The sequence below is a fragment of the Kitasatospora griseola genome (genome assembly GCF_044999035.1).
Classification (GTDB): Bacteria; Actinomycetota; Actinomycetes; order Streptomycetales; family Streptomycetaceae; genus Kitasatospora; species Kitasatospora griseola.
In genome coordinates this window covers 5,575,067-5,595,112 of sequence record NZ_CP173360.1, presented here as the reverse complement: position 1 = coordinate 5,595,112, position 20,046 = coordinate 5,575,067, and the positions used below count along the sequence as shown (strand labels likewise).

Here is a 20,046-nt window from a genome sequence, read left to right as displayed (position 1 = left end):
TCCTCAGCGGGTAGGGGGCGGGGAGCCGCTCAGGTTGGGGGCTAGAGCATGGGACAGCCTCCTGACGGGAGACGGGCGGCGGGGATCACAGCGTGAGCAGTGGCTTGAGGTCCTCGTACTTTCGGGGGCCGATACCGGGGACGTGGCGGAGTTGGTCGAGGGACTGGAAGGGGCCGTGCGTCAGGCGGTACTGGAGGATGCGCTGGGCCAGGGCGGGCCCGACACCCGGTAGCGAGTCGAGTTGTTCGGCGCTGGAGTGGTTGAGGCTGACTGGTCCGGCGGGAGCGGCAGGTACTCCGCCGATGACGTTTTCGACACCTACGAGGATCTGTTCTCCATCCGTGAGTGGACGGGCGAGGTTCAGGGGGCTGGTGTCCGTCCCGGGGATCGGGCCGCCGGCGGCGGTCAGGGCATCGGCGACCCGTGAACCTGCGGGGAGGGTTCGTAGGCCGGGGTGCTGGACCTTGCCGGCGATGTCGATGACCAGGGACGGCCGGGCTGAGTGGTGAGTGGGTGCTCCTTCGGTGGCGAGGTCGGTGGTGGAATCGGCGATGGAAATGGCGGGAACGGCAACAGGGTGTGGCCGTCCCAACCAGAAGTGCTGCGCGGCGTAGCCGATGGCGAGAACGAGCAGGACAGCGAGGCCGAGAACGGCGCGGCGGTCGAGGGCAAAGGCTGCGGGGAGACGGAACCGCAGGGGAAGTCGTGGCTGGTCGGTTTGGTGGGACACGGCTGTAGGTTCCGGAGCTGACGGGGTGTCGGGCCGGGGCGGGTCTGAGTACGACTGGAGGTCGGCCCAGTCGTCCAGCAGGGAATCGGGATCGGCAGGCGTCGACGAGTCGATGTCGGACACCGCGGGCGGATCTCGCTCCGGGACCGCACCGTGCCGAATCGCAGGCTGCCCGGTGACCCGGTCGGTGGAGCGCGGGGCAGCCGTGCCGGCCGAGCGCGCGGCCACCCCGTACATCGCCAGGATGCGCGGCGACGACAGTGCGTACGGCGGATCGGGAGCGGCTGTCGCCTGTGCCGCTGCCAGCGCAGGCTCTGGAGCAGCGCTGATCGCCTCATGGTCCGCAGACGCCGACGACTCGCCACTGCTCACTTCTGCGGCCCTCGCAGGCACCGGAGCCTGGGACACCGACTCGGTCGTTGAATCGGTGGTCGGGTTGAGATCGGTGGGCAGGACGGGCGGGAAAAGCAGGCCGAGGCGGGCTCTGGCAGTGGCGACGGTCTGACGACGGCGGGCTTGGGGTGTGGTGATGGTCCTCATGGCGAGGACAGTAGGGCCGACCTGACGCCCGGTCAGAGAATAGGCCTGCCCCTGTGGATAACCCGGGCCTGTGGATTACTCTCGTCGCTCGGACGAGTGAGTTTGGCGTCGCTCAGCGCGGAGATGCGACGACCGGTGCCACGACGACCGCCAGCAGGCCGGGGCCGACGTGCGCACCGATGACAGCACCGACTTCACTGACGTAGAGCTCGTTGATTTCCGGCACCCGCTCCCGCAGCCGCTCGGCCAGCGCCTCGGCCCGCTGCTCCGCGGCCAGGTGGTGGACGGCGATGTCCACCGGCTGTGCCCCGGCGTGCTCGACAGCGATCTCCTCGAGCCGGGCAATGGCGCGGGAAGCGGTGCGCACCTTCTCCAGCGGCTCGATCCGACCACCGGCGAGGTGAAGCAGGGGCTTCACGGCCAGCGCAGAGCCGACCAGCGCCTGGGCGGTTCCGATCCGGCCTCCGCGCCGCAGGTGTTCCAAGGTGTCGACGTAGAAGAAACCGTTGGTGACTTCGGCCCGCCGCTCGGCAGCGGAGACCACCCGATCCAGGTCCGCTTCAGTGCTGTCACCGTCCACCTCACCGGCCGACTCCGCGGCCCGAGCGGCATCGAGGGCATCGGCGAGCTCGGCGGCGGCCAGTACGCAGCTTCCCAGCGCCATGCCGACCAGCCGGCTGTCGACCACCCTGACCGGGATCGGTGCCGTGGCGGCCGCCAGCTGGGCCGCCTCCGCTGTGCCGGACAGTTCGGCGGACAGGTGGACGGAGACGATTCCCCTGGCACCGGCCTCGGCGGCGGCCCGATAGGCGGCCGTGAACGTCTCGGGGCTGGGCCGGGAGGTGGTCACCCGGTGCTTGGCGCGCAGGGCCTCGGCGACATCCTTCGGGGAGATCTCGACGCCTTCCGCGAAGACTTCGTCACCGACCGCGACGCTGAGCGGTACCACCTGGATGCGGTGCCGGTCCACCGCTTCTTGGGGCAGATACGCGGTGGAATCCGTGACAAGTGCGAGGTGGCCGAGCATGAGGCGGAGGTTACCCTCCGCAGAGCCAGGATGACAGTGCCCGTCCTGTGGCGGTTTGACCTCCACAACGCCGGGTAACTTTCACGCCACGGACCGCAACCGACTCGTGACGCGGGGTTACGGGTGGTTGGGTCCGGCCGGGTTCGGCTTGCGCAGGCGGTCGGCGAGGCGGGAGAGCGGCTCGGCAGCCAGCCCGAGCAACTCCTCGGCACTGCTCTGGCGTCCGGTGCCGATTCCCTTCCGGCGGTCGGCGGGGCCATCGGCGGAAGCGGCGGCGCTCCGGGCATCGGCGGTAGACGCAGGGCCGGCGGCGAATTCGGAGCCGCGGTCGGCGGCGGGCTCGGCAGGAGTCCAGTGCCGCAGCGCTCCGGCCTCGTCCCGACACTCCTGACTGAGACGGGCGAGCTCGTCGTCGGCGAAGCGGCGCATGCGGTCCTGGGCAGCCCAGCGCAGGGAGTCCGCGGAGTGCGTGATCCGCTCGGTGCGTTCGCGCAGTTCGGGGAGCTTGGCGGCGACGCGGCTGTTCATCGGCTCGCGTTCCAGTAGGCGCAGTTCGGTGTCGAGTTCGGCTGCGTGCGAGTCGAGGCGGGCGAGGAGCTGGAGCGCGTCACCGAGCTGACCGTCCTGCGGGAGGCCGCCCTGCAGCACCTGGCGGGTCGAATCCAGCGCGGTACGCAGGGACAGGCGGAGGCCGGCGATCCGGCCCTGGTCGCCGGGCTTGGTGATGGTCTTCGCCCGGAGGGTGGCGTTCTCCACCGCCCGCTGGGCGTTGGAGCTGTGCCGCTCGACCTTGGCGGCCACGGCCTTCGCCGCCTTGACCGTCCCGACCACCGCCATCACCAGCAGCGTCACTCCGAGCAGCGCGACCAGCGCTACGACGACACCGAGCGCTTCCATCGGGAGCCCACCTCCGCCCGTGACCGGCGGCGGTCCGCCGAATGCGGCCCGCCTGTCCACCGGTCTCCACCGTAGCTCGGCCCGGCAGCGGGCAGCAGACGTTCAACCGCCTGAAGAGCGGAGATCAGGGACAGCTCAGGGATGTCCCCCAAGCGATCACCCGGAGACCGCCAGTACACGCCACGCGATCGACACACCCCTACGAAGAACGGAGCCACCTTGTTCGAGCTCTTCCACCGTCTCCGGCCTGTCCGACGAGTCCGACAGACCTGCCACGCCCCACGAACGACACGGACCGCGCGAGCCGCGCCGACCTTGCGGACCCTTTGCGTCCTGCCCCTGTCCTTCCTGTTCGCGCTCGCTCTCGCCTGCGCCGCAGCCCAGGAGTGCACTCTCCCGCGCCCACAGACGGCGAAGGGCCGGCCGCCCCGTGTTCGGGACAACCGGCCCTGCCGATCCGACGATCGCTCAGCAGAGGCGACGTCAGCCAGTGACGATGTTCACCAGCTTCGGCGCGCGGGCGATGACCTTGCGCACCTCCGCACCGCCGATGGCGGCGACCACGGTGGGGTCGGCCAGGGCCAGCGCCTCCAGCTCGGCGTCCGAGATGGCCGGCGAGACCTCCAGGCGGGCCTTGACCTTGCCCTTGATCTGCACGACGCAGGTCACGGTCTCGTCGACGACGTACGCCGGGTCGGCGACCGGGTAGTCGGCGAAGGCCAGCGACTGCTCGTGGCCCAGGCGGCGCCACAGCTCCTCGGCGATGTGCGGTGCCAGCGGGGCGATCAGCAGGACGATCTGCTCGGCGACCGAACGCGGCGTGGAACCGCGCTTCACCAGGAAGTTGTTCAGCTCGATGGCCTTGGCCACCGCGGTGTTGAACCGCAGGTTGGCCATGTCGCCACGGATGCCGTCGATCGTCTTGTGCAGCGCCCGCAGCGTCGCCTCGTCCGGCTCCTCGTCCGTCACCACCAGCTCGCCGGTGATCTCCGAGACGATGTTGCGCCACAGCCGCTGCAGGAAGCGGTAGGAGCCGACCACCGCGCGGGCGTCCCACGGGCGGGAGACGTCCAGCGGGCCCATCGACATCTCGTACAGGCGCAGCGTGTCCGCGCCGTACTCGTCGGCGAACTCGTCCGGGGCGATCGCATTCTTCAGCGACTTGCCCATCTTGCCCGCCTCGCGACGGACCTTCTCGCCGTTCCAGAAGAACTCGTCGTCGATCTCCTCGACCTCCGCGGCCGGCACCGGGAAGCCCCGGTCGTCGCGGAAGACGTCGGCGGTGATCATGCCCTGGTTGAACAGCTTGTGGAACGGCTCGACCGAGGAGACGTAGCCCAGGTCGTGCAGCACCTTGTGCCAGAAACGGGCGTACAGCAGGTGCAGCACCGCGTGCTCGGCGCCGCCGACGTACAGGTCGACGCCGCCGGCCGGCTTCTCGGCGGTCGGGCCCATCCAGTAGGCCTCGTTGGCGGGGTCGACGACCGAGGTCGAGTTGACCGGGTCCACGTAGCGCAGCTCGTACCAGCAGGAACCCGCCCAGTTGGGCATGGTGTTGGTCTCGCGGCGGTAGGTCTTCGGGCCGTCGCCCAGGTCCAGTTCGACGTTGACCCAGTCCTCGTTGCGGGACAGCGGGGTCTTCGGCGAGGAGGTGGCGTCGTCGGGGTCGTAGGTGTGCGGCGAGTAGTCGTCCACCTCGGGGACCTCGACCGGCAGCATCGACTCGGGCAGCGCGTGCATCGCACCGCTCTCGTCGTAGACGATCGGGAACGGCTCGCCCCAGTACCGCTGGCGGCTGAACAGCCAGTCGCGCAGACGGAAGTTGACGGTGCCTTCGCCGATGCCCTGCTCGGCCAGCCAGGCGGTGATCCGGGCCTTGGCGTCGACCACGGACAGGCCGTTCAGCGAGACGCCGTCACGCTCGGAGTTGATCAGCACCGAGTCGTAGGTGTCGAAGGCGTCGTCCCAGGTGTGCGGGTCCTCGCCGCGCCCGTCGGTGGGCCGGACGACACAGCGCATCGGCAGGTTGAACGCCTGCGCGAACGCGAAGTCGCGGCTGTCGTGCGCGGGGACGGCCATGATCGCGCCGGTGCCGTAGCCCATCAGCACATAATCGGCGATGAACACCGGGATCTGCTCGCCGCTGACCGGGTTGGTCGCGAACGCGCCGGTGAACACGCCGGTCTTCACCTTGGCGTCGGCCTGGCGCTCCACGTCGGACTTGGCGGCGGCGGCTGCGCGGTATGCGGCGACGGCCTCGGCCGGGGTCGCGGCACCGCCGGTCCACTCGTCACGGGTGCCGGCCGGCCACTCGGCCGGGACGACGGTGTCGACCAGGGCGTGCTCGGGGGCCAGCACCATGTAGGTCGCGCCGAACAGGGTGTCGGGGCGGGTGGTGAAGACGGTGACGGTGTCGCCGCCGACGCCGAAGTCGACCCGGGCGCCCTCGGATCGACCGATCCAGTTGCGCTGCTGCAGCTTGATCGCCTCGGGCCAGTCCAGCAGGTCCAGGTCGCTGATCAGGCGGTCCGCGTAGGCGGTGATGCGCATCATCCACTGGCGCAGGTTGGACTTGAACACCGGGAAGTTGCCGCGCTCGGAGCGGCCGTCCGCGGTGACCTCCTCGTTGGCCAGCACGGTGCCCAGGCCGGGGCACCAGTTGACCGGCACCTCCTTGGAGTACGCCAGCCGGTAGTCGCCCAGCAGTTCGTCGCGCTCGACGCCGGTCAGCTCGGCCCAGGCACGGCCGCCCGGCACCTCACGCTCACCGGCCTCGAACTGGGCGACCAGCTCGGAGATCGGGCGGGCCTTGCCGGCCGCCTCGTCGTACCAGGCGTTGAAGATCTGCAGGAAGATCCACTGCGTCCAGCGGTAGTACTCGGGGTCGATCGTGGAGATCGACCGGCGCGAGTCGTGGCCCAGGCCCAGCCGGCGCAGCTGGCGGCGCATGTTGGCGATGTTGTCCTCGGTGGACACCCGCGGGTGCACGCCGTGCTGCACGGCGTACTGCTCGGCGGGCAGGCCGAAGGCGTCGTAGCCCAGCGTGTGCAGGACGTTGTGGCCGGTCATCCGCTGGTAGCGGGCGTACACGTCGGTGGCGATGTAGCCCAGCGGGTGGCCCACGTGCAGACCGGTGCCCGACGGGTACGGGAACATGTCCATGATGAAGCTGTGGGGCTTCGCGGCGACGGCCGACCCGTCAGCCAGCGGGCCGGTCGGGTTGGGGGCGTTGAACGTCCCCTCCTTCTCCCACAGGTCCTGCCAGCGGGACTCGATCTCGGCGGCCAGCGCGGCGCCGTAGCGGAAAGGCTCGGTGGCGGCTTCGGCCGCGCCGGAAGCGGGGGTCGTCTCGCTCATGGTCCTTCAGGCTCCATCGTCATCAGTCAGCGAACAGGCCGTAGAAAGCAGAAAACCCCTCCGCAGGAGGGGACGCCACGCCGACTCCGGCACCCAAGCCGGTCCTGGTCAGCGCGGCCGGCTAAGAAGCAGGCGCACAGTTCGCATGGGCTCAGGGTACCGCACCCCTTCAACACCCTTTCGCGTCACCGCGTCAATCCCCCGACCACGGCCGCGGCCGGATCTCCCCTCACCCCGTCGACCACGACCACAGCCACAGTCGGCTCTCGGATCACTCCCCCGCCCGCTTCCTCCAACCGACTGCTCGTTCCCTCCAACCTGCTGCCCGCCCTACCCGCTCCCCCCAACCGACTGCCCGCCCCGCCCAGCCGGCCGTCCGACCTGTCACTACGCCTCCGCGCGCATCGCGGAGTCGAAGTCCCGCAGCGCTCGCGCCACTCGGGCGGACTGCATGCCGGCGGCGAGCCGGCGGGCCCGGTCGGCGATGTCCTCGGCCTCCGCGCGTTCGCCCGTGCGGCGGTAGGAGTCGGCGAGGCGCACCATCAGCAGCGCCTTGACCCGGGCGCGTTCCGCGGTGAGCGCCTCGATCGCGCGCTGCAGCAGGCCCCGGGCCTGCTCGTGCTCGCCGAGCAGCAGGAAGCCCTCGCCGATCATGCCCTCCAGGTCGGCGCGTTCCTGGTCGTGTCCGTCCAGCCCCTCCAGCACCCGGAACGCCCGCTCGGCGACCGCCTCGGCGCTGATCTGCTCGCCCTTGCGGCCGTGCGCCCGGGCGATCCGGCCGAGTTGCAGGGCCCGCTCACGGGGTGTCAGCACGTCGTCGGCGGCGCGCAGCGCGGTGGACAGCATCGCCACCGGGTCCAGGCCCCGCCCTCCGGAGTTGTAGGTCGCCTGGACGGCGAGGCAGCCGACCACGCCGACGCCGAGCCGCGAGTCGCCGGAGACGTGGGCGGCGCGCAGGGCCGCGACGAAGGCGCGCTGCGCGGCAGCGTCGTTGCCCATGTCGTAGTTCGCCCAACCGACCAGCCGGGCCAGCCTGCTGGCGGCTCCGTACAGTTCCCGGCCGAGCGGCTCGTCGTAGCTGCCGAGCTCCAGCAGCTTCCCCACCATGGCGAGTTCGGCCTTGGCGAGGTCGAGGATCAGTCCACCGCCGTAGGCACGCTCCAGGCGCTGCTTGGAGTCGTAGGAGAGCCGCAGGTCGGCCAGTTGCTCGGGGGCGATCCGGAGCGCGCCCTCGCCGCCGGTGACGGGCGGTGGCGGCGAGGCCCAGTGCCGGGCCGCCTGCTCCAACTCGTCGCCGCGGAACAGGTCGGTGAGCCGGACCGGGGCACCGTCCGCGCCGGCCTCGCGGAGCGCGGTCTGCGCGGTGTCAGCGGTCCACGGATCCGTCAGCAGCCGGGGCGAGAGCATCTTGGCGCCCCGGTTGGAGCCCATCTGCCCCCACAACTGCTCGTAGGTGACGGCGATGCCGACGCAGCGGCCGAGGACCTCGCAGACGGTCTGGTCGTGCGGCGAGCGCGGCACCATGCCCCGGTCGCGCCACTTGTAGGGCGCGGTCGAGCTGATCGCCATGCCGGGCGGCAGCACCGCATTCACTTCGCGGGCCAGCCGCTCCGGGCTCCATCCCAGCTGGTGGAGTATCCGGGCGAGCTCGTCGTTCCGTTTTCGCGCCAGATCGGCCATGGCACGACGGTAGCGGCCCCGCGCCCCGCGTGGCAGGGGAGTCGGATGAACGACCGAAGGCCGCCCCTTGCGGGACGGCCTTCGGATTACTGTGGAGCTAAGGAGAATCGAACTCCTGACCTATTGCATGCCATGCAATCGCTCTACCAACTGAGCTATAGCCCCATACTGTTACTGCCTTCACCTGCAGTTTCCCTTGCGGTTCCCCTTGGCGACATCGACAACTGTACACGGTCGACGGTCCATGCCCTAATCCGTTCCGGGCGCTCCACAGGCGGCCCCGGGAACGCCGAAGGCCGCTACCCGTCTCGGGTAGCGGCCTCGCGGAACTGCTGTGGAGCTAAGGAGAATCGAACTCCTGACCTATTGCATGCCATGCAATCGCTCTACCAACTGAGCTATAGCCCCGCAACACTGACGACCACTCACGGACCATCGGTGCGGAGTGGAGCTAAGGAGAATCGAACTCCTGACCTATTGCATGCCATGCAATCGCTCTACCAACTGAGCTATAGCCCCGCAGTTCCGCGACTCCCGCCTTCGGTTTCCCGTCTGCGTTCCTCACTGCGAACGAGGAAGACTCTAGCTGGTCAGAGCCGGAACTGTGAAATCCGGGTTGCGCGGCCCCCAGTCGCGCCCCCAGTCGCGCCCCCGGTCACGCCTCAGGTCTCGTCGCCGATGACCGGCTGAGGAAGCGTGCCCGCGTTGTGCTCGAGGAGCCGCCAGCCGCGCGCGTCCTGGCCGAGCACCGACCAGCAGCAGTTCGAGAGACCGCCGAAGCGCTCCCACAACTGCGGCTCCATGCCCAGCAGTCGGCCGATCATGGTGCGGATGGTGCCGCCGTGACTGACCACCACCAGGGTGCCGCCCTCGGGCAGCTTGCCGACGGCGTCCAGCACCACCGGAACGGCCCGGTCGGCCACCTCGGTGGCGAGTTCACCGCCACCGCGCCGCACCGGCTCACCACGGGCCCAGGCCTCGTACTGCTCCGGATACCGCGCCCGGATCTCGGAGTTGGTGAGCCCCTGCCACTCCCCCGCGAAGGTCTCGCGGAGACCCTCGTGGTGGTGCACCTCCAGATCCGTGAGCGCGGCCAGCTCGGCGGCGGTGCGCCGAGCCCGCGTCAGGTCGGAGGAGATCAGCAGGTCGGGGCGGAGCCCAGCGAGCAGCCGGGCCGCTCGCTGCGCCTGGAACAGCCCCTGTTCGGTGAGATCGACGTCAGTGGTGCCCTGGAACCGCGATTCGAGGTTCCAGGACGTCTGACCGTGCCGCCAGAGAACGATGCGCGGCCGCCCCGCCGACCGGCTCAGAGGTCGCCTCCGGAGACGGCATTGCCGGCGGCGTCGGTGACGGCGTTCTCGGGCCGGTTGCGGGTCGCCAGCGCGTCCGCGGGGATCGGCAGTTCGGGGCAGTCCTTCCACAGGCGGTCGAGCGAGTAGAAGGAGCGCTCCTCGGAGTGCTGGACGTGCACCACGATGTCCAGGTAGTCGAGCAGGATCCAGCGGCCCTCGCGCTCGCCCTCGCGGCGCACCGGCTTGGCGTCGAGCTTCTCGCGCAGCTGGTCCTCGATCTCCTCGGCGATCGCCCGGACCTGGCGGTCGTTGGCGGCGGAGGCGATCAGGAAGGCGTCGGTGATCGACAGCACCTCGCTGACGTCGAAGGCGATGATGTCGTGCGCCAGCTTGTCGGCCGCCGCCTGCGCGGCGACGGTGATCAGTTCCTGGCTTCGGTCGGTGACGGTCACGATGCTCTTCCGGATCGGCTGCGGGGATACCTTCCCAGGATCTCACGAACGCGCCGGGGCCCCGGAGTGATTTCCACCCCGGGGCCCCGACCGCACCGCCGGCCGCACGACCGACCGCGCGGCTGACCGTCCGACCGACCGCGCGGCGGACCGTCCGGCCGTCCGCGCTACTGCACGGACTTCTGCGGCGGCTGGTAGTCCTTGCCGAGCATCAGCACCAGGTCCGCGTTCTGCGTATCGGTGACCTTCTTCACCACGGAGTCCGGCAGGCCCAGGCTGGTCGCCAGGCTGAGCGCCGCGGGCTTCTTCTCGTCGTCGGTGTAGCGGATCTCCGAGGTCGCCTGCGCGGGAGCCTTCGCGGTGGACGGCAGCGGGTCCATGCCCGCGTTGGTGACGACCACCTTCGCTGCGGCTGCCGTGTCGCTGCCGGAAGCGTCGACCACGGTGACGCGGGTGGAGTTGCCGGTGCGCTTGGCCTTGCCGATGGCGCCGCCGAGGATGTCCTTCACCTGCTTGCCGGCGGTGGCGTCGTCCAGGGTGCCGTCCGGCTTCGCGGTGAGCACGGTGGTGGACAGGTGGCCGGCCTTGGCCTGCTTGGAGAGGTTGACCAGGACGCCGGCGAGCGCGCTCTCCGGCAGCGACGGGTCGGGGACGGAGTTCATCCGGTGCACGTCCTCGGTGGCGTCCGCCATGGTGACCGGCATCGTGTTGATCACGGCCGCCATCACTTGACCGAAGCGGGCGAGTTGGGCGTCCCGGGTCTCGCCGGGGGCCTGCAGGGTGGCGTAGTCGACGGCGGCACGGCCGCTCAGCAGAACGTCCTTGCCGACCGCGGCGATCACCTTGCCGTCCGGCTTGTTGTTCTCGCGCACCTCGGCGTTGGTGTCCACCCGGACGCCGCCGAGCTGGGCGACCAGCAGTTGCAGGTAGGGGGTGTCCAGCCGCCAGGTGCCGGCCACCTTGGCGCCGAGCACGGAGGACAGGCCGTCGCGGGTGGCGGAGGCGCCGATCGCGGTCGGGGCCTGGCCGACGGTCGTGATGTCGCCGTTGCTCGGGAGCTGGAGGGTGTCGGGGAGCAGCAGCACGGTCGCCTTCTGCCCGTCCCGGTCGTCGACCAGCAGCGCGGTGGTGATCTTGCCCTGCGGGTCGATCAGGTGCACCACGTTGACGTACCGACCGCCGACCGCCTTGTTCGCGTCGTTGTCGTCGCCGAACTTGCCGGACCACCACAGGTAGCCCACCGCGCCGGCCGCCAGCACTGCCAGCACCACCAGCAGCGCGATCAGCCGGTTGCGCAGCCGTCGACGCCGCTCGGCCCGGACCTCGCTGCGGGACTCGGCGAACTTCAGCCAGTCGATGGCGTCCTCGGAGTCCTCCGTCTCCTCGTCGACGAAGTTGAACTCGCCCGTGGTGTAGGAGTCGTCGGCCGCGCCCTTGGCCCGGGCCGCCGCCGCGGCAGCCGCCCGCCCGCCGACCATCTCGGACGGCTCGGGCACCGCCTCGGTCTCCGGCACCGGCGCCGCGGCCGCTCGCGCCCGGGGCGGCATCCCCGCTCCGGCCGGCGCCGCGACCGGATTCACCGGCGGCACCGCCCGCCCGGCGGCACCGGCCTGCGTCGGCACCCGGCCGTCGAGCACCTGCCCGCCCGGCGTCTGCCCGCCCGATGTCTGCGTGCCTGACGTCTGCGTGCCCGGCGTCTGCCCGGGCGACTGCGACTGCTGCTGGTAGAACCCCTGCGCGGGCTGCTGCCCGTAGTAGGAGTCATGGGTCTGCTGCCCGTAGACGTCCCCGGCAGGCGACTGCCCGGCCCCCTCCCGGCCGCCGAACTGCTGCCCGTAGCCGCCCTGTTCGAACGCCTGGGCCTCATGGCCGCCGCGCTGCGCGTACCCGGCCTGCTGCCCGTACCCGGGCCGGTCGCCGCGGTCGCCGCCGTACGGGTCCGGCGCGTACACCCCGGGCTGCCCGGCCTGCTGCCCGCCCCGCTGGTCGTACCCACCGTACGGATCGGCCTGCCCGTACGACTGCTGCTGCTCGTACCCCGATTGCCCGTACCCCTGTTGCCCCTGTTGCCCCGGCTGCCCGGTCTGCTGCCCGTACCCGGCACCCCCGTGCCCGGCCTGGCCGTACCCGCTCTGGTCGTACCCGGCCTGGCCGTACCCGGACGCGTCGTACCCGGACGCGTCGTACCCGCCCTGGTCGTAGCCGTGCTGCTCGAACGACTGCTGCTGGTAAGGCTGTTGTTCGACCGGCTGCTGCTCGTACCCCTGCGGGGGGTAGTACCCGGGCTGCTGCTGGTAGGGCGGTTGGGGCTGGCGGCCGTACCACTGCTCGTCGTCGGACGTTCCGGTCATGCCTTCCCTCCCGGGGATCAGGGCCGGGCCGACGCGTACAGCGCCCGCTTGTGGATGTAACGGACCACGCCGTCCGGCACCAGGTACCAGATGGGTTCGCCCTTGGCGACGCGCATCCGGCAGTCGGTGGAGGAGATGGCGAGGGCGGGCACCTCGACCAGCGAGACGCCGCCGACCGGCAGGCCGGTGTCGGAGAGAGTATGGCCCGGCCTGGTGCAGCCGATGAAGTGGGCGAGGTCGAAGAGTTCCTCGGAGGAGCGCCAGGAGATGATCTGGGCGAGGGCGTCGGCGCCGGTGATGAAGAAGAGCTCGGCGTCGGGGTGCAGGGCCTGCAGCTCACGGAGGGTGTCGACGGTGTAGGTGGGGCCGTTGCGGTCGATGTCGATCCGGCTGACCGAGAACTGCGGGTTCTCGGCGGTGGCGATCACCGTCATCAGGTAGCGGTCCTCGGCCGGCGAGACGTCCCGGTCGGACTTCTGCCAGGGCTGGCCGGTGGGGACGAAGATGACCTCGTCCAGATGGAAGGCACTGGCCACCTCGCTCGCGGCGACCAGGTGCCCGTGGTGGATGGGGTCGAAGGTGCCGCCCATCACGCCCAGCCGGCGTCGCCCGCGCGGCGCACTGCCCGGCGCGGGGGTGCCCGGCGCCGTGTCCGTCCCGGAGGTGTCGACCTGCTCTCTCATGGCGCCACACCTTACGCGACCCGGATGTCCCGGGGATTCCGCCCGCTCGCGGGCCCCGGGCGCTCCGTGTCCGGTCGCCGCGGACGGCGGCGCGGCCGGGTCAGCGGTCGCGGTTGAAGCGGGTGGTGACGAACAGCAGCAGGAGCAGGATGGCCAGCGCCGCGCCGCCCGTCAGGAAGGGGTTGAGGCTGTCGTGGTTACCGCCCTCCTCGGCGAGGTGGACGAGGGTGGGCAGGGCAGCAGAGGTCATGATCGGCGGGACCTTCTCGGCTCGGTGTGAGGACCAGGCGGTCACGGACCGTGCGGCCCGCGGGCTCATCGTACGGGGGCCTGACACGCAACCGCGCGGCGGCCCACCGCGGCTGACCGTCCGTGAGCCGCCCCGGGCCCCGGCCCGGCCGCCGGGCCCGCCGCCCGAGGCGGTACCGGCCCCGGTTCAGCCCTGCCCGGCCTCGGTACGAGACCCTGCCCGGCCCCGGTACGAGAGCCTGCTCGGCCCCGGGTTCAGTTCTGCTCGGCGGCCTCGGCGCGGGCCTGCTCGCGCGCAGCCTCGCGCTTGTCGCCGTCGCGGCTCGCCCGGGCGATCGCCCACACCAGCAGGCCGACTCCGACGAAGGAGGCGATCACGATGATCCTCAGGAACAGGCCGGGGCCGTTCTCGCTGGAGATCGGTCCGGCGAGCTGGACCAGGTCGGCAGGGGACATCACGGGGCTCCTTTTCGGTACGGCACAGCCAGGGTAGACCCGTTTATCGCCGCTCCCGCTCCGCACCCCGCCCCGTACGCCCGCCCGGGGGCACTGCGGGCCGACGGCGTACCGTGACGTCCGGGGACGAGTACGGACACAGCGACGTTAAGAGGAAAGCAGCGGGGGCCGGCCACGGGAGCCGGTGCCGGCGTCGATCCAGGAGGGTACTCAATGACCGACATGACCAAGGGCAACGCGCCGAGCCGCCGCCGCCAGCGGTTCCCGGAGATCTCCACCCGCGCCTGGGAGCACCCGGCGGACCGCTCGGGGCTGGTGGCACTGCGCAGGCTGAGCGGTTTCGACGACATCCTGAAGAAGCTGGCCGGGCTGGTGTCCGAGCGCAGCGTGCGGCTGCTGTTCCTGGCCACGGCGGTCAAGACGTCGGAGCGGCAGTTCCCGGAGCTGTACGACATGGTGCGGGACGCCGCGTACGTGCTGGACCTGGAGAAGGTCCCGGACCTGTACGTGACCCAGGACCCGAAGGTCAACGCGTACTGCATCGGCATGGACACCCCGGTGATCGTGGTGACCACCGGGCTGATCGACCTGATGGACGAGGAGGAGCTGCGCGCGGTGATCGGCCACGAGGTCGGTCACGCGATGTCGGGGCACGCGGTGTACCAGACGATGCTGCTGATCCTCACCAACCTGGCGGCCCGGATCGGCTGGCTGCCGCTGGGCAACCTGGCGATCACGGCGGTGATCACCGCGCTCAAGGAGTGGTTCCGCAAGGCGGAGCTGTCCAGCGACCGGGCCGGTCTGCTGGCCGGCCAGGACCTGCAGGCGTCGATGCGCGGCCTGATGAAGCTGGCCGGCGGCGCGAACATGGCCGAGATGAACGTGGACGCGTTCCTGGAGCAGGCCGCCGAGTACGACAAGGCGGGCGACCTCCGCGACAGCGTGCTGAAGCTGCTGCAGGTGCTGCCGCAGACCCACCCGTTCGCGGTGGTGCGGGTGGCGCAGCTGAAGAAGTGGGCGGAGAGCGAGGAGTACCGCTCGATCCTGGCGGGCGCGTACCCGCGCCGCGGCGACGACCCGGACACCTCGATCGGCGCGCAGTGGAAGGCCGCCGCCGACTCGTACTCGCAGTCGGTGAAGGAGAGCAAGGACCCGCTGATGGGCCTGCTGCGCGACCTCGGCAACGGCGTGGGCACGGTCGGCGGCAAGCTCCGCGACACCTTCACGGGTGCCGGCCGCAGCAACGGGAGCAACGGCAGCGGCGGCGAGCAGCAGGACTGATCCGGGAGCGCTTCAGCGGGTGATCGGCCCGAGCACTCCGCAGGTCTGCCAGGCCGGCCGGCTGTGGTCGGTCGGGTTCACGGCGGGCGGGGTGCTCGGCTGCACGCCGCTCGCCGTGGCCAGGGTCGGCTGCAGGTAGTCGCTCTGCACGGTGCCGCACGAGGTGGGCCCGGCCTGGACGGTGGAGTCGACCACCCGGACGCGGCCGGCGTCCAGGTCGGCCCGGTCGACGTCGATCCGCACCTCCCGGCGCACCGCGTACAGGGTGACCGAGGGGTCGCTGGTGGTGCCGGCCGGGCGCAGCGCGTAGACCAGGGTGTGGTCGGCGGTGATCTCCAGCGTGCCGGAGTCGACCTCGCCGACCTGGACGGCGCCGGTGACCTTCACGGTGTCGGTGGCCAGCGCGATCTGCCCGGGGTCGAAGCGGACCATCCAGCCGGTGGCGGCGTGCTGCTGGTCGTCGCGCGGCGTGTTGACGCTCGCGTCGTACTGGGCGAGTTCACCGGACGTGAGCAGCTCGCGGACCTGGCCGGTCTCGTTGGCGGTCAGCGTGGCGGGGGTCAGCTCGGAGACCACCAGGTAGTGCTGGACGGAGTCCAGGGCGCGCTGCACGTCGGTCACGGCGAAGTGCGAGGTGGGCGAGGCGGGCGGCATGCCGAGGCCGGCCTGGCCGTCGGCGTAGCCGGGTGGCAGCGCCGCGAACGGGTGGGCCGGGTCGGGGACGGCGCCGACCGTGCCGGGCGGGCTGAGCGGGGTGACGGCGGCGGTCAGCTGGGTGCCGCTGGGCGGCACGACCTGGCCGTGCGGCGAGCTGATGCCGAAGTAGACGGCCGCGGCGAACGCCATCGTCACCAGCAGCAGGAGGATCACGGCCTGCCGGGGCAGCGACCCGAACCAGCCCCAGCCGCGTCTCCGGGTGGCCCGTCCGAACGCACCGGCCAGCCGCTCCTGCGCGGAGAGCTCCTGGATCCGGGCAGCCTTCACGAACGATTCGTCGAAGACGACGGACCGGAACTCGTCGTCATTGGAACCACCCTCGGGCGTGCCCTCGGGAGGCTCGCGCGGGTCACCCATGTGACCAGGGTAGGCTCGCCCGCCGCCCGCGACGAGAGGTGAGAGGGTAACGAGACTGCCACGGTGGGTGATCGACAGCAGTCCTGCGGACCGGTCAGCCCGCCGGGACGGCCACCGTCACGACCGGGCGCGCGGAAGGCGTCGCGCCGGGGCTGCTGGTCCCGCTGGACGGCCGGGCCGGCGACTCCGGACTGCCGCCGACGCCCCGGTACACGGCGGCGACGGCCAGCGCGACCACGCCGACCCCCATCACCAGGGCCAGCACCCAGGCCACCGGCCGGTGCCAGCGCTGCTGGGCGACCATGCCGCCGCGCAGCGGGTCGAAGGCCCGCAGGCGCGAGCGGCGGGTGCGCCGGTGCTGGCGGTCGCCGCCCGACCACGGGTCGGGGTAGAAGCGGTCGTCGTCCAGTCCGCCGGGCAGCGGGCGCAGCTCCAACGGCAGCACCTCGCTCCCGGAGGTGAACTCGTAGCTCCGGGCCGCTCCGGCCTGATCCGGCTCGAACCTGGTCTCGGCGGCGGCGAGTTGCCGCTCCCGGGCGCTCGGCTCGTGCACGGCGGCGGAGCGGACGAAGCTCTCGTCGAAGACCACGGTGGCGAACTCGTCGTCCGCACCACCGTGGTCGGCGCCGTCGGAGTACGGCGAGCCCCCCACATCCTCAGCCACGGACTCAATGTATTACCGGTCGGGGCTTTTGTCTGTGGGTCGGGCCGATCGGGTCTGCTCCGGCGCTCAGCCGCCGACGGTCTGCCGGGCCTCGCCGCGCACGTGGCCGTCGCCGGTGACGATGTACTTGGTGCTGGTCAGCTCCGGCAGGCCCATCGGGCCGCGGGCGTGCAGCTTCTGGGTGGAGATGCCGATCTCCGCGCCGAAGCCGAACTCACTCCCGTCAGTGAACCGGGTCGAGGCGTTGACGGCCACCGTGGTGGAGTCGACGAGCTGGGTGAAGCGGCGGGCGGCGGCCTGCGAGGTGGTGACGATCGCCTCGGTGTGGCCGGAGGACCAGCGGCGGATGTGCTCCACGGCGGCCTCCAGCGAGGGCACCACGGCGGCCGCCAGGTCCAGCGACAGGTACTCGGTGCCCCAGTCCTCCTCGGTCGCCGGGACGGCCGTCACGCCGGTGCCCTCGGCGGCCTTCAGCACCGCGTCGTCGCCGTGCACGGTGACGCCCGACTCGGCGAGGGCGGCCAGCGCCAACGGCAGGAAGGCGTCCGCGACGTCCTGGTGCACCAGCAGGGTCTCGGCGGCGTTGCAGACGCTGACCCGCTGGGCCTTGGAGTTCAGCAGCACACCGACGGCCATCGCCAGGTCGGTCTGCGCGTCCACGTACACGTGGCAGTTGCCGGTGCCGGTCTCGATCACGGGGACGGTGGAGCCCTCCACCACGGTGCGGATCAGCGAGGCGCCGCCGCGCGGGATCAGCACGTCCACCAGGCCGCGGGCGCGCATCAGCTGCTGCACCGACTCGCGGCTCTCCCCCGGCACCAGCTGGATCACGTCGGCCGGCAGGCCCGCCCCGGCGACCGCCGCGCGCAGCACCTCCACCAGCGCCGTGTTGGAGCGGTACGCCGAACCCGAGCCGCGCAGCAGCACCGCGTTGCCGGACTTCAGGCAGAGCGCCGCGGCGTCCACCGTGACGTTCGGCCGGGCCTCGTAGATGATGCCGACCACACCGAGCGGCACCCGCACCTGGCGCACGTCGAGGCCGTTCGGCAGGGTGTAGCCCCGCACCACCTCGCCCACCGGGTCGGGCAGGCCGACCACACTGCGCACGTCGGACGCGATGGCGGCGATCCGCTCCTCGGTGAGCGTCAGCCGGTCGATCACCGACTCGGCGGTGCCCGCCTCGCGGGCCCGGGCGACGTCCTCCGCGTTGGCGGCGGTGATCTCCCCGGCCCGGGCGACCAGCGCGTCCGCGATCGCCAGCAGCGCGGCGTCCTTCACCGAACGCGGCACTGGCGCCAGGGCGGCGGCCGCCTCCCGGGCACGGCGCGCGGCGGCGAGGACGGGGCTGTCGGCAGTGGCGGTGAGGTCGCTCATGCACCAAGCCTAGCGAGACACCCACCCCGCCCCGGGGTACATTTCGCCCGCTGAGACGCGGCCCCCCGGGCCGGTCAGTACGGGTACACCCCGCCCAGCTGCGGCAGTGGGCCGCCGAAACCCTCCGCGACCCGCTTGTGGTACGTCGGGCGGTCCACCACCTCCAGGCCGACGATCTCCCACGCCGGGAGCTTGGCACTGGCCTTGTGCTCGCCCCACAGCCGCAGCGCGATCGCCGCCGCGTCGTGCAGGTCCCGCGCCTCCTCCCAGTACCGGACCTCGGCGTGGTCGGCGGCGTAGCGGGCCGTCAGGAAGAAGGAGTGGTCGTGCGCCAGCTTCTCCAGCGCCGCCCGCAGCTCCGGCAGCGGCGTCGCCGCCCCGGCCACACTCAGCACCACGTGCCACAGCCGGCCCTGCTCCGGCTCCTGCACGTCCTCCTGCTCCTCGACGCCCCGGCCGCCCTCGATGCTGGTGAGCCGCCGCTCGGACTTCTGTCCCGGCAGCGCTTCCTCCCGCCTGCGAACCACCGGCGGCCTCCCATTCAGCGTGTCGCGCGGGCCCCCCGGCCCGCTGCTCCCACCCCCCGTACCGGCCCCGCCACCAGCGCTCAGCCGCGCAGCACCACCAGGTCGTCACGGTGGACGACCTCGCGTTCGTACGCGGCACCGAGCTCCTGGGCCAGGTCTCGCGTGGACCGACCGAGCAGACGGGGCAACTCCCTCGCATCAAAGTTGACCAGTCCGCGGGCGACGATGTGACCGTTTTCGCCAAGAAGGTCGACGGGATCACCCGCGACGAACTCCCCCTCCACCCCGGTCACTCCGGCCGGGAGAAGCGACTTCCCACCGTGCACCACCGCCGCCACCGCCCCGTCGTCCAGGGTCAGCGTGCCGCGCGGCGTGGACGCGTGCTCCAGCCACAGCAGCCGGTCCGCGGAGCGGCTGCCGGTCCGCAGGAACAGCGTGCCGGTGCGCCGGCCCGCCAGTGCGTCGGCCGCCTGGCTGGCCGCCGTCAGCACCACCGGGATGCCCGCACCGGTGGCGATCCGGGCCGCCTCCACCTTGGTCACCATGCCGCCGGTGCCGACGCCCGCCTTGCCGGCGCTGCCGACCTCCACGCCCGCCAGGTCCGCCGGGCCGCGCACCACGTCGAGCCGGCTGCTGCCGGGCTTCGCCGGGTCGCCGTCGTACAGGCCGTCCACGTCCGACAGCAGCACCAGCAGGTCGGCCCGCACCAGGTGCGCCACCAGCGCCGCCAGCCGGTCGTTGTCGCCGAACCTGATCTCGGCGGTGGCCACCGTGTCGTTCTCGTTGACGATCGGCATCGCGCCCATCGTCAACAGCTGCTCCAGCGTCCGGTACGCGTTCCGGTAGTGCGCCCGCCGGCTGGCGTCCTCGGCGGTCAGCAGCACCTGCCCGACCCGCACCCCGTACCGCGCGAACGACGCCGTGTAGCGGGCCACCAGCAGGCCCTGCCCGACACTGGCCGCCGCCTGCTGCCGGGCGAGGTCCTTGGGCCGCTTCTCCAGCCCGAGCGGCGCCAGGCCGGCGGCGATCGCCCCGGACGAGACCAGCACGATCTCCGGCGCGTCCTTACCCGTCCGCGACTTCGCCAGCGCGTCCACCAGGGCGTCCACCCGGTCCGCGTCCAGCCCGCCGGCGGCGGTGGTCAACGACGACGAACCGACCTTCACCACGATCCGCCGCGCCGAGACGACCTCCTCGCGGAGCAACTGATCCACCATCAGTCCGACCCTTCCGACACGACGTCCTGTACGCCCGCAATGTAGCCATCCGGCACGCGGGTAACGAAATCCGGGCGCGAAAGCAGTGGGAGCACACACAGGGGCGCGGGGAACTGCGCGAGCGGCCACGCACCGTCAGCAAGGTCGCGAACACGTGCAAGTCATTGCCCTGCGTCGCGATCTTGCCGGCGGTTG

17 protein-coding genes and 3 tRNA genes are annotated in these 20,046 nt (G+C 71.6%); 1 reads left to right on the top strand and 19 read right to left on the bottom strand.

The window, feature by feature from the left end:
* Positions 1 to 85 precede the first annotated feature (85 nt).
* The 14 genes from ACI1MP_RS25425 to ACI1MP_RS25360 form a co-directional block, all read right to left on the bottom strand.
* Complete coding sequence (locus ACI1MP_RS25425; protein WP_404869540.1) at positions 86 to 1,270, bottom strand: helix-hairpin-helix domain-containing protein; 1,185 nt, start codon at positions 1,268 to 1,270, stop codon at positions 86 to 88.
* A gap of 112 nt (positions 1,271 to 1,382) precedes the next feature.
* The gene (locus tag ACI1MP_RS25420; protein WP_380335499.1) at positions 1,383 to 2,297 is read right to left on the bottom strand and encodes a DegV family protein; all 915 of its coding nucleotides are present in this window, start codon (positions 2,295 to 2,297) and stop codon (positions 1,383 to 1,385) included.
* A gap of 117 nt (positions 2,298 to 2,414) precedes the next feature.
* Positions 2,415 to 3,194 (bottom strand): hypothetical protein, encoded by a 780-nt coding sequence (locus tag ACI1MP_RS25415; protein ID WP_189270446.1) that lies wholly within the window; start codon positions 3,192 to 3,194, stop codon positions 2,415 to 2,417.
* Positions 3,195 to 3,677: 483 nt separating this feature from the next.
* Entirely contained in the window at positions 3,678 to 6,551 is a 2,874-nt protein-coding gene (gene leuS, locus ACI1MP_RS25410; RefSeq protein WP_380335502.1) for a leucine--tRNA ligase, read from the bottom strand.
* A gap of 387 nt (positions 6,552 to 6,938) precedes the next feature.
* Positions 6,939 to 8,231 (bottom strand): tetratricopeptide repeat protein, encoded by a 1,293-nt coding sequence (locus ACI1MP_RS25405; protein ID WP_404869539.1) that lies wholly within the window; start codon positions 8,229 to 8,231, stop codon positions 6,939 to 6,941.
* Positions 8,232 to 8,323: 92 nt separating this feature from the next.
* A tRNA-Ala gene (locus tag ACI1MP_RS25400) sits at positions 8,324 to 8,396 on the bottom strand.
* Positions 8,397 to 8,566: 170 nt separating this feature from the next.
* Positions 8,567 to 8,639: transfer RNA gene (locus tag ACI1MP_RS25395), tRNA-Ala, on the bottom strand.
* A gap of 38 nt (positions 8,640 to 8,677) precedes the next feature.
* Positions 8,678 to 8,750, bottom strand: a tRNA-Ala gene (locus tag ACI1MP_RS25390).
* Positions 8,751 to 8,893: 143 nt separating this feature from the next.
* Positions 8,894 to 9,541, bottom strand: a complete 648-nt coding sequence (locus tag ACI1MP_RS25385; protein WP_404870830.1) for a histidine phosphatase family protein — start codon at positions 9,539 to 9,541, stop codon at positions 8,894 to 8,896.
* Positions 9,538 to 9,975, bottom strand: a complete 438-nt coding sequence (gene rsfS / locus ACI1MP_RS25380) for a ribosome silencing factor (protein ID WP_043913955.1) — start codon at positions 9,973 to 9,975, stop codon at positions 9,538 to 9,540. Before rsfS ends, ACI1MP_RS25385 begins: the two co-directional genes overlap by 4 nt.
* A 167-nt stretch (positions 9,976 to 10,142) precedes the next feature.
* Entirely contained in the window at positions 10,143 to 12,326 is a 2,184-nt protein-coding gene (locus ACI1MP_RS25375; protein WP_404869538.1) for a LytR C-terminal domain-containing protein, read from the bottom strand.
* Positions 12,327 to 12,343: 17 nt separating this feature from the next.
* Positions 12,344 to 13,009 (bottom strand): nicotinate-nucleotide adenylyltransferase, encoded by a 666-nt coding sequence (gene nadD / locus ACI1MP_RS25370; protein WP_189270451.1) that lies wholly within the window; start codon positions 13,007 to 13,009, stop codon positions 12,344 to 12,346.
* Between the two features lie 100 nt (positions 13,010 to 13,109).
* Positions 13,110 to 13,259: a hypothetical protein gene (locus ACI1MP_RS25365; protein WP_167349406.1), complete on the bottom strand. Its 150-nt coding sequence runs from the start codon at positions 13,257 to 13,259 to the stop codon at positions 13,110 to 13,112.
* Positions 13,260 to 13,513: 254 nt separating this feature from the next.
* The gene (locus tag ACI1MP_RS25360) at positions 13,514 to 13,714 is read right to left on the bottom strand and encodes a hypothetical protein (protein WP_380335514.1); all 201 of its coding nucleotides are present in this window, start codon (positions 13,712 to 13,714) and stop codon (positions 13,514 to 13,516) included.
* A gap of 213 nt (positions 13,715 to 13,927) precedes the next feature.
* On the opposite strand from ACI1MP_RS25360, the gene ACI1MP_RS25355 reads away from it, so the two are divergent.
* The gene (locus ACI1MP_RS25355; protein ID WP_380335517.1) at positions 13,928 to 14,995 is read left to right on the top strand and encodes a M48 family metallopeptidase; all 1,068 of its coding nucleotides are present in this window, start codon (positions 13,928 to 13,930) and stop codon (positions 14,993 to 14,995) included.
* A gap of 12 nt (positions 14,996 to 15,007) precedes the next feature.
* On the opposite strand, the gene ACI1MP_RS25350 is transcribed toward ACI1MP_RS25355, so the two are convergent.
* The 5 genes from ACI1MP_RS25350 to proB all read right to left on the bottom strand — a co-directional run bounded on the left by ACI1MP_RS25350 (position 15,008) and on the right by proB (position 19,851).
* The gene (locus ACI1MP_RS25350; RefSeq protein ID WP_380335520.1) at positions 15,008 to 16,069 is read right to left on the bottom strand and encodes a hypothetical protein; all 1,062 of its coding nucleotides are present in this window, start codon (positions 16,067 to 16,069) and stop codon (positions 15,008 to 15,010) included.
* 94 nt (positions 16,070 to 16,163) lie between these two features.
* The gene (locus tag ACI1MP_RS25345; RefSeq protein WP_043913961.1) at positions 16,164 to 16,733 is read right to left on the bottom strand and encodes a hypothetical protein; all 570 of its coding nucleotides are present in this window, start codon (positions 16,731 to 16,733) and stop codon (positions 16,164 to 16,166) included.
* A gap of 66 nt (positions 16,734 to 16,799) precedes the next feature.
* Entirely contained in the window at positions 16,800 to 18,107 is a 1,308-nt protein-coding gene (locus tag ACI1MP_RS25340) for a glutamate-5-semialdehyde dehydrogenase (RefSeq protein WP_404869537.1), read from the bottom strand.
* Between the two features lie 74 nt (positions 18,108 to 18,181).
* Positions 18,182 to 18,634, bottom strand: coding sequence for a hypothetical protein (locus ACI1MP_RS25335; protein ID WP_052509560.1), 453 nt, complete (start codon positions 18,632 to 18,634; stop codon positions 18,182 to 18,184).
* Between the two features lie 80 nt (positions 18,635 to 18,714).
* On the bottom strand, positions 18,715 to 19,851 hold the full coding sequence (gene proB, locus ACI1MP_RS25330) for a glutamate 5-kinase (protein ID WP_380335526.1): 1,137 nt from the start codon (positions 19,849 to 19,851) through the stop codon (positions 18,715 to 18,717).
* Between the last annotated feature and the right edge of the window lie 195 nt (positions 19,852 to 20,046).

Coding starts and splice junctions, on each gene's coding strand:
- ACI1MP_RS25425 (WP_404869540.1), bottom strand. CDS start 1,270: ATGAGGACCATCACCACACCCCAAGCCCGCCGTCGTCAGACCGTCGCC.
- ACI1MP_RS25420 (WP_380335499.1), bottom strand. CDS start 2,297: ATGCTCGGCCACCTCGCACTTGTCACGGATTCCACCGCGTATCTGCCC.
- ACI1MP_RS25415 (WP_189270446.1), bottom strand. CDS start 3,194: ATGGAAGCGCTCGGTGTCGTCGTAGCGCTGGTCGCGCTGCTCGGAGTG.
- leuS (WP_380335502.1), bottom strand. CDS start 6,551: ATGAGCGAGACGACCCCCGCTTCCGGCGCGGCCGAAGCCGCCACCGAG.
- ACI1MP_RS25405 (WP_404869539.1), bottom strand. CDS start 8,231: ATGGCCGATCTGGCGCGAAAACGGAACGACGAGCTCGCCCGGATACTC.
- ACI1MP_RS25375 (WP_404869538.1), bottom strand. CDS start 12,326: ATGACCGGAACGTCCGACGACGAGCAGTGGTACGGCCGCCAGCCCCAA.
- nadD (WP_189270451.1), bottom strand. CDS start 13,009: ATGAGAGAGCAGGTCGACACCTCCGGGACGGACACGGCGCCGGGCACC.
- ACI1MP_RS25365 (WP_167349406.1), bottom strand. CDS start 13,259: ATGACCTCTGCTGCCCTGCCCACCCTCGTCCACCTCGCCGAGGAGGGC.
- ACI1MP_RS25360 (WP_380335514.1), bottom strand. CDS start 13,714: ATGTCCCCTGCCGACCTGGTCCAGCTCGCCGGACCGATCTCCAGCGAG.
- ACI1MP_RS25355 (WP_380335517.1), top strand. CDS start 13,928: ATGACCGACATGACCAAGGGCAACGCGCCGAGCCGCCGCCGCCAGCGG.
- ACI1MP_RS25350 (WP_380335520.1), bottom strand. CDS start 16,069: ATGGGTGACCCGCGCGAGCCTCCCGAGGGCACGCCCGAGGGTGGTTCC.
- ACI1MP_RS25340 (WP_404869537.1), bottom strand. CDS start 18,107: ATGAGCGACCTCACCGCCACTGCCGACAGCCCCGTCCTCGCCGCCGCG.
- proB (WP_380335526.1), bottom strand. CDS start 19,851: ATGGTGGATCAGTTGCTCCGCGAGGAGGTCGTCTCGGCGCGGCGGATC.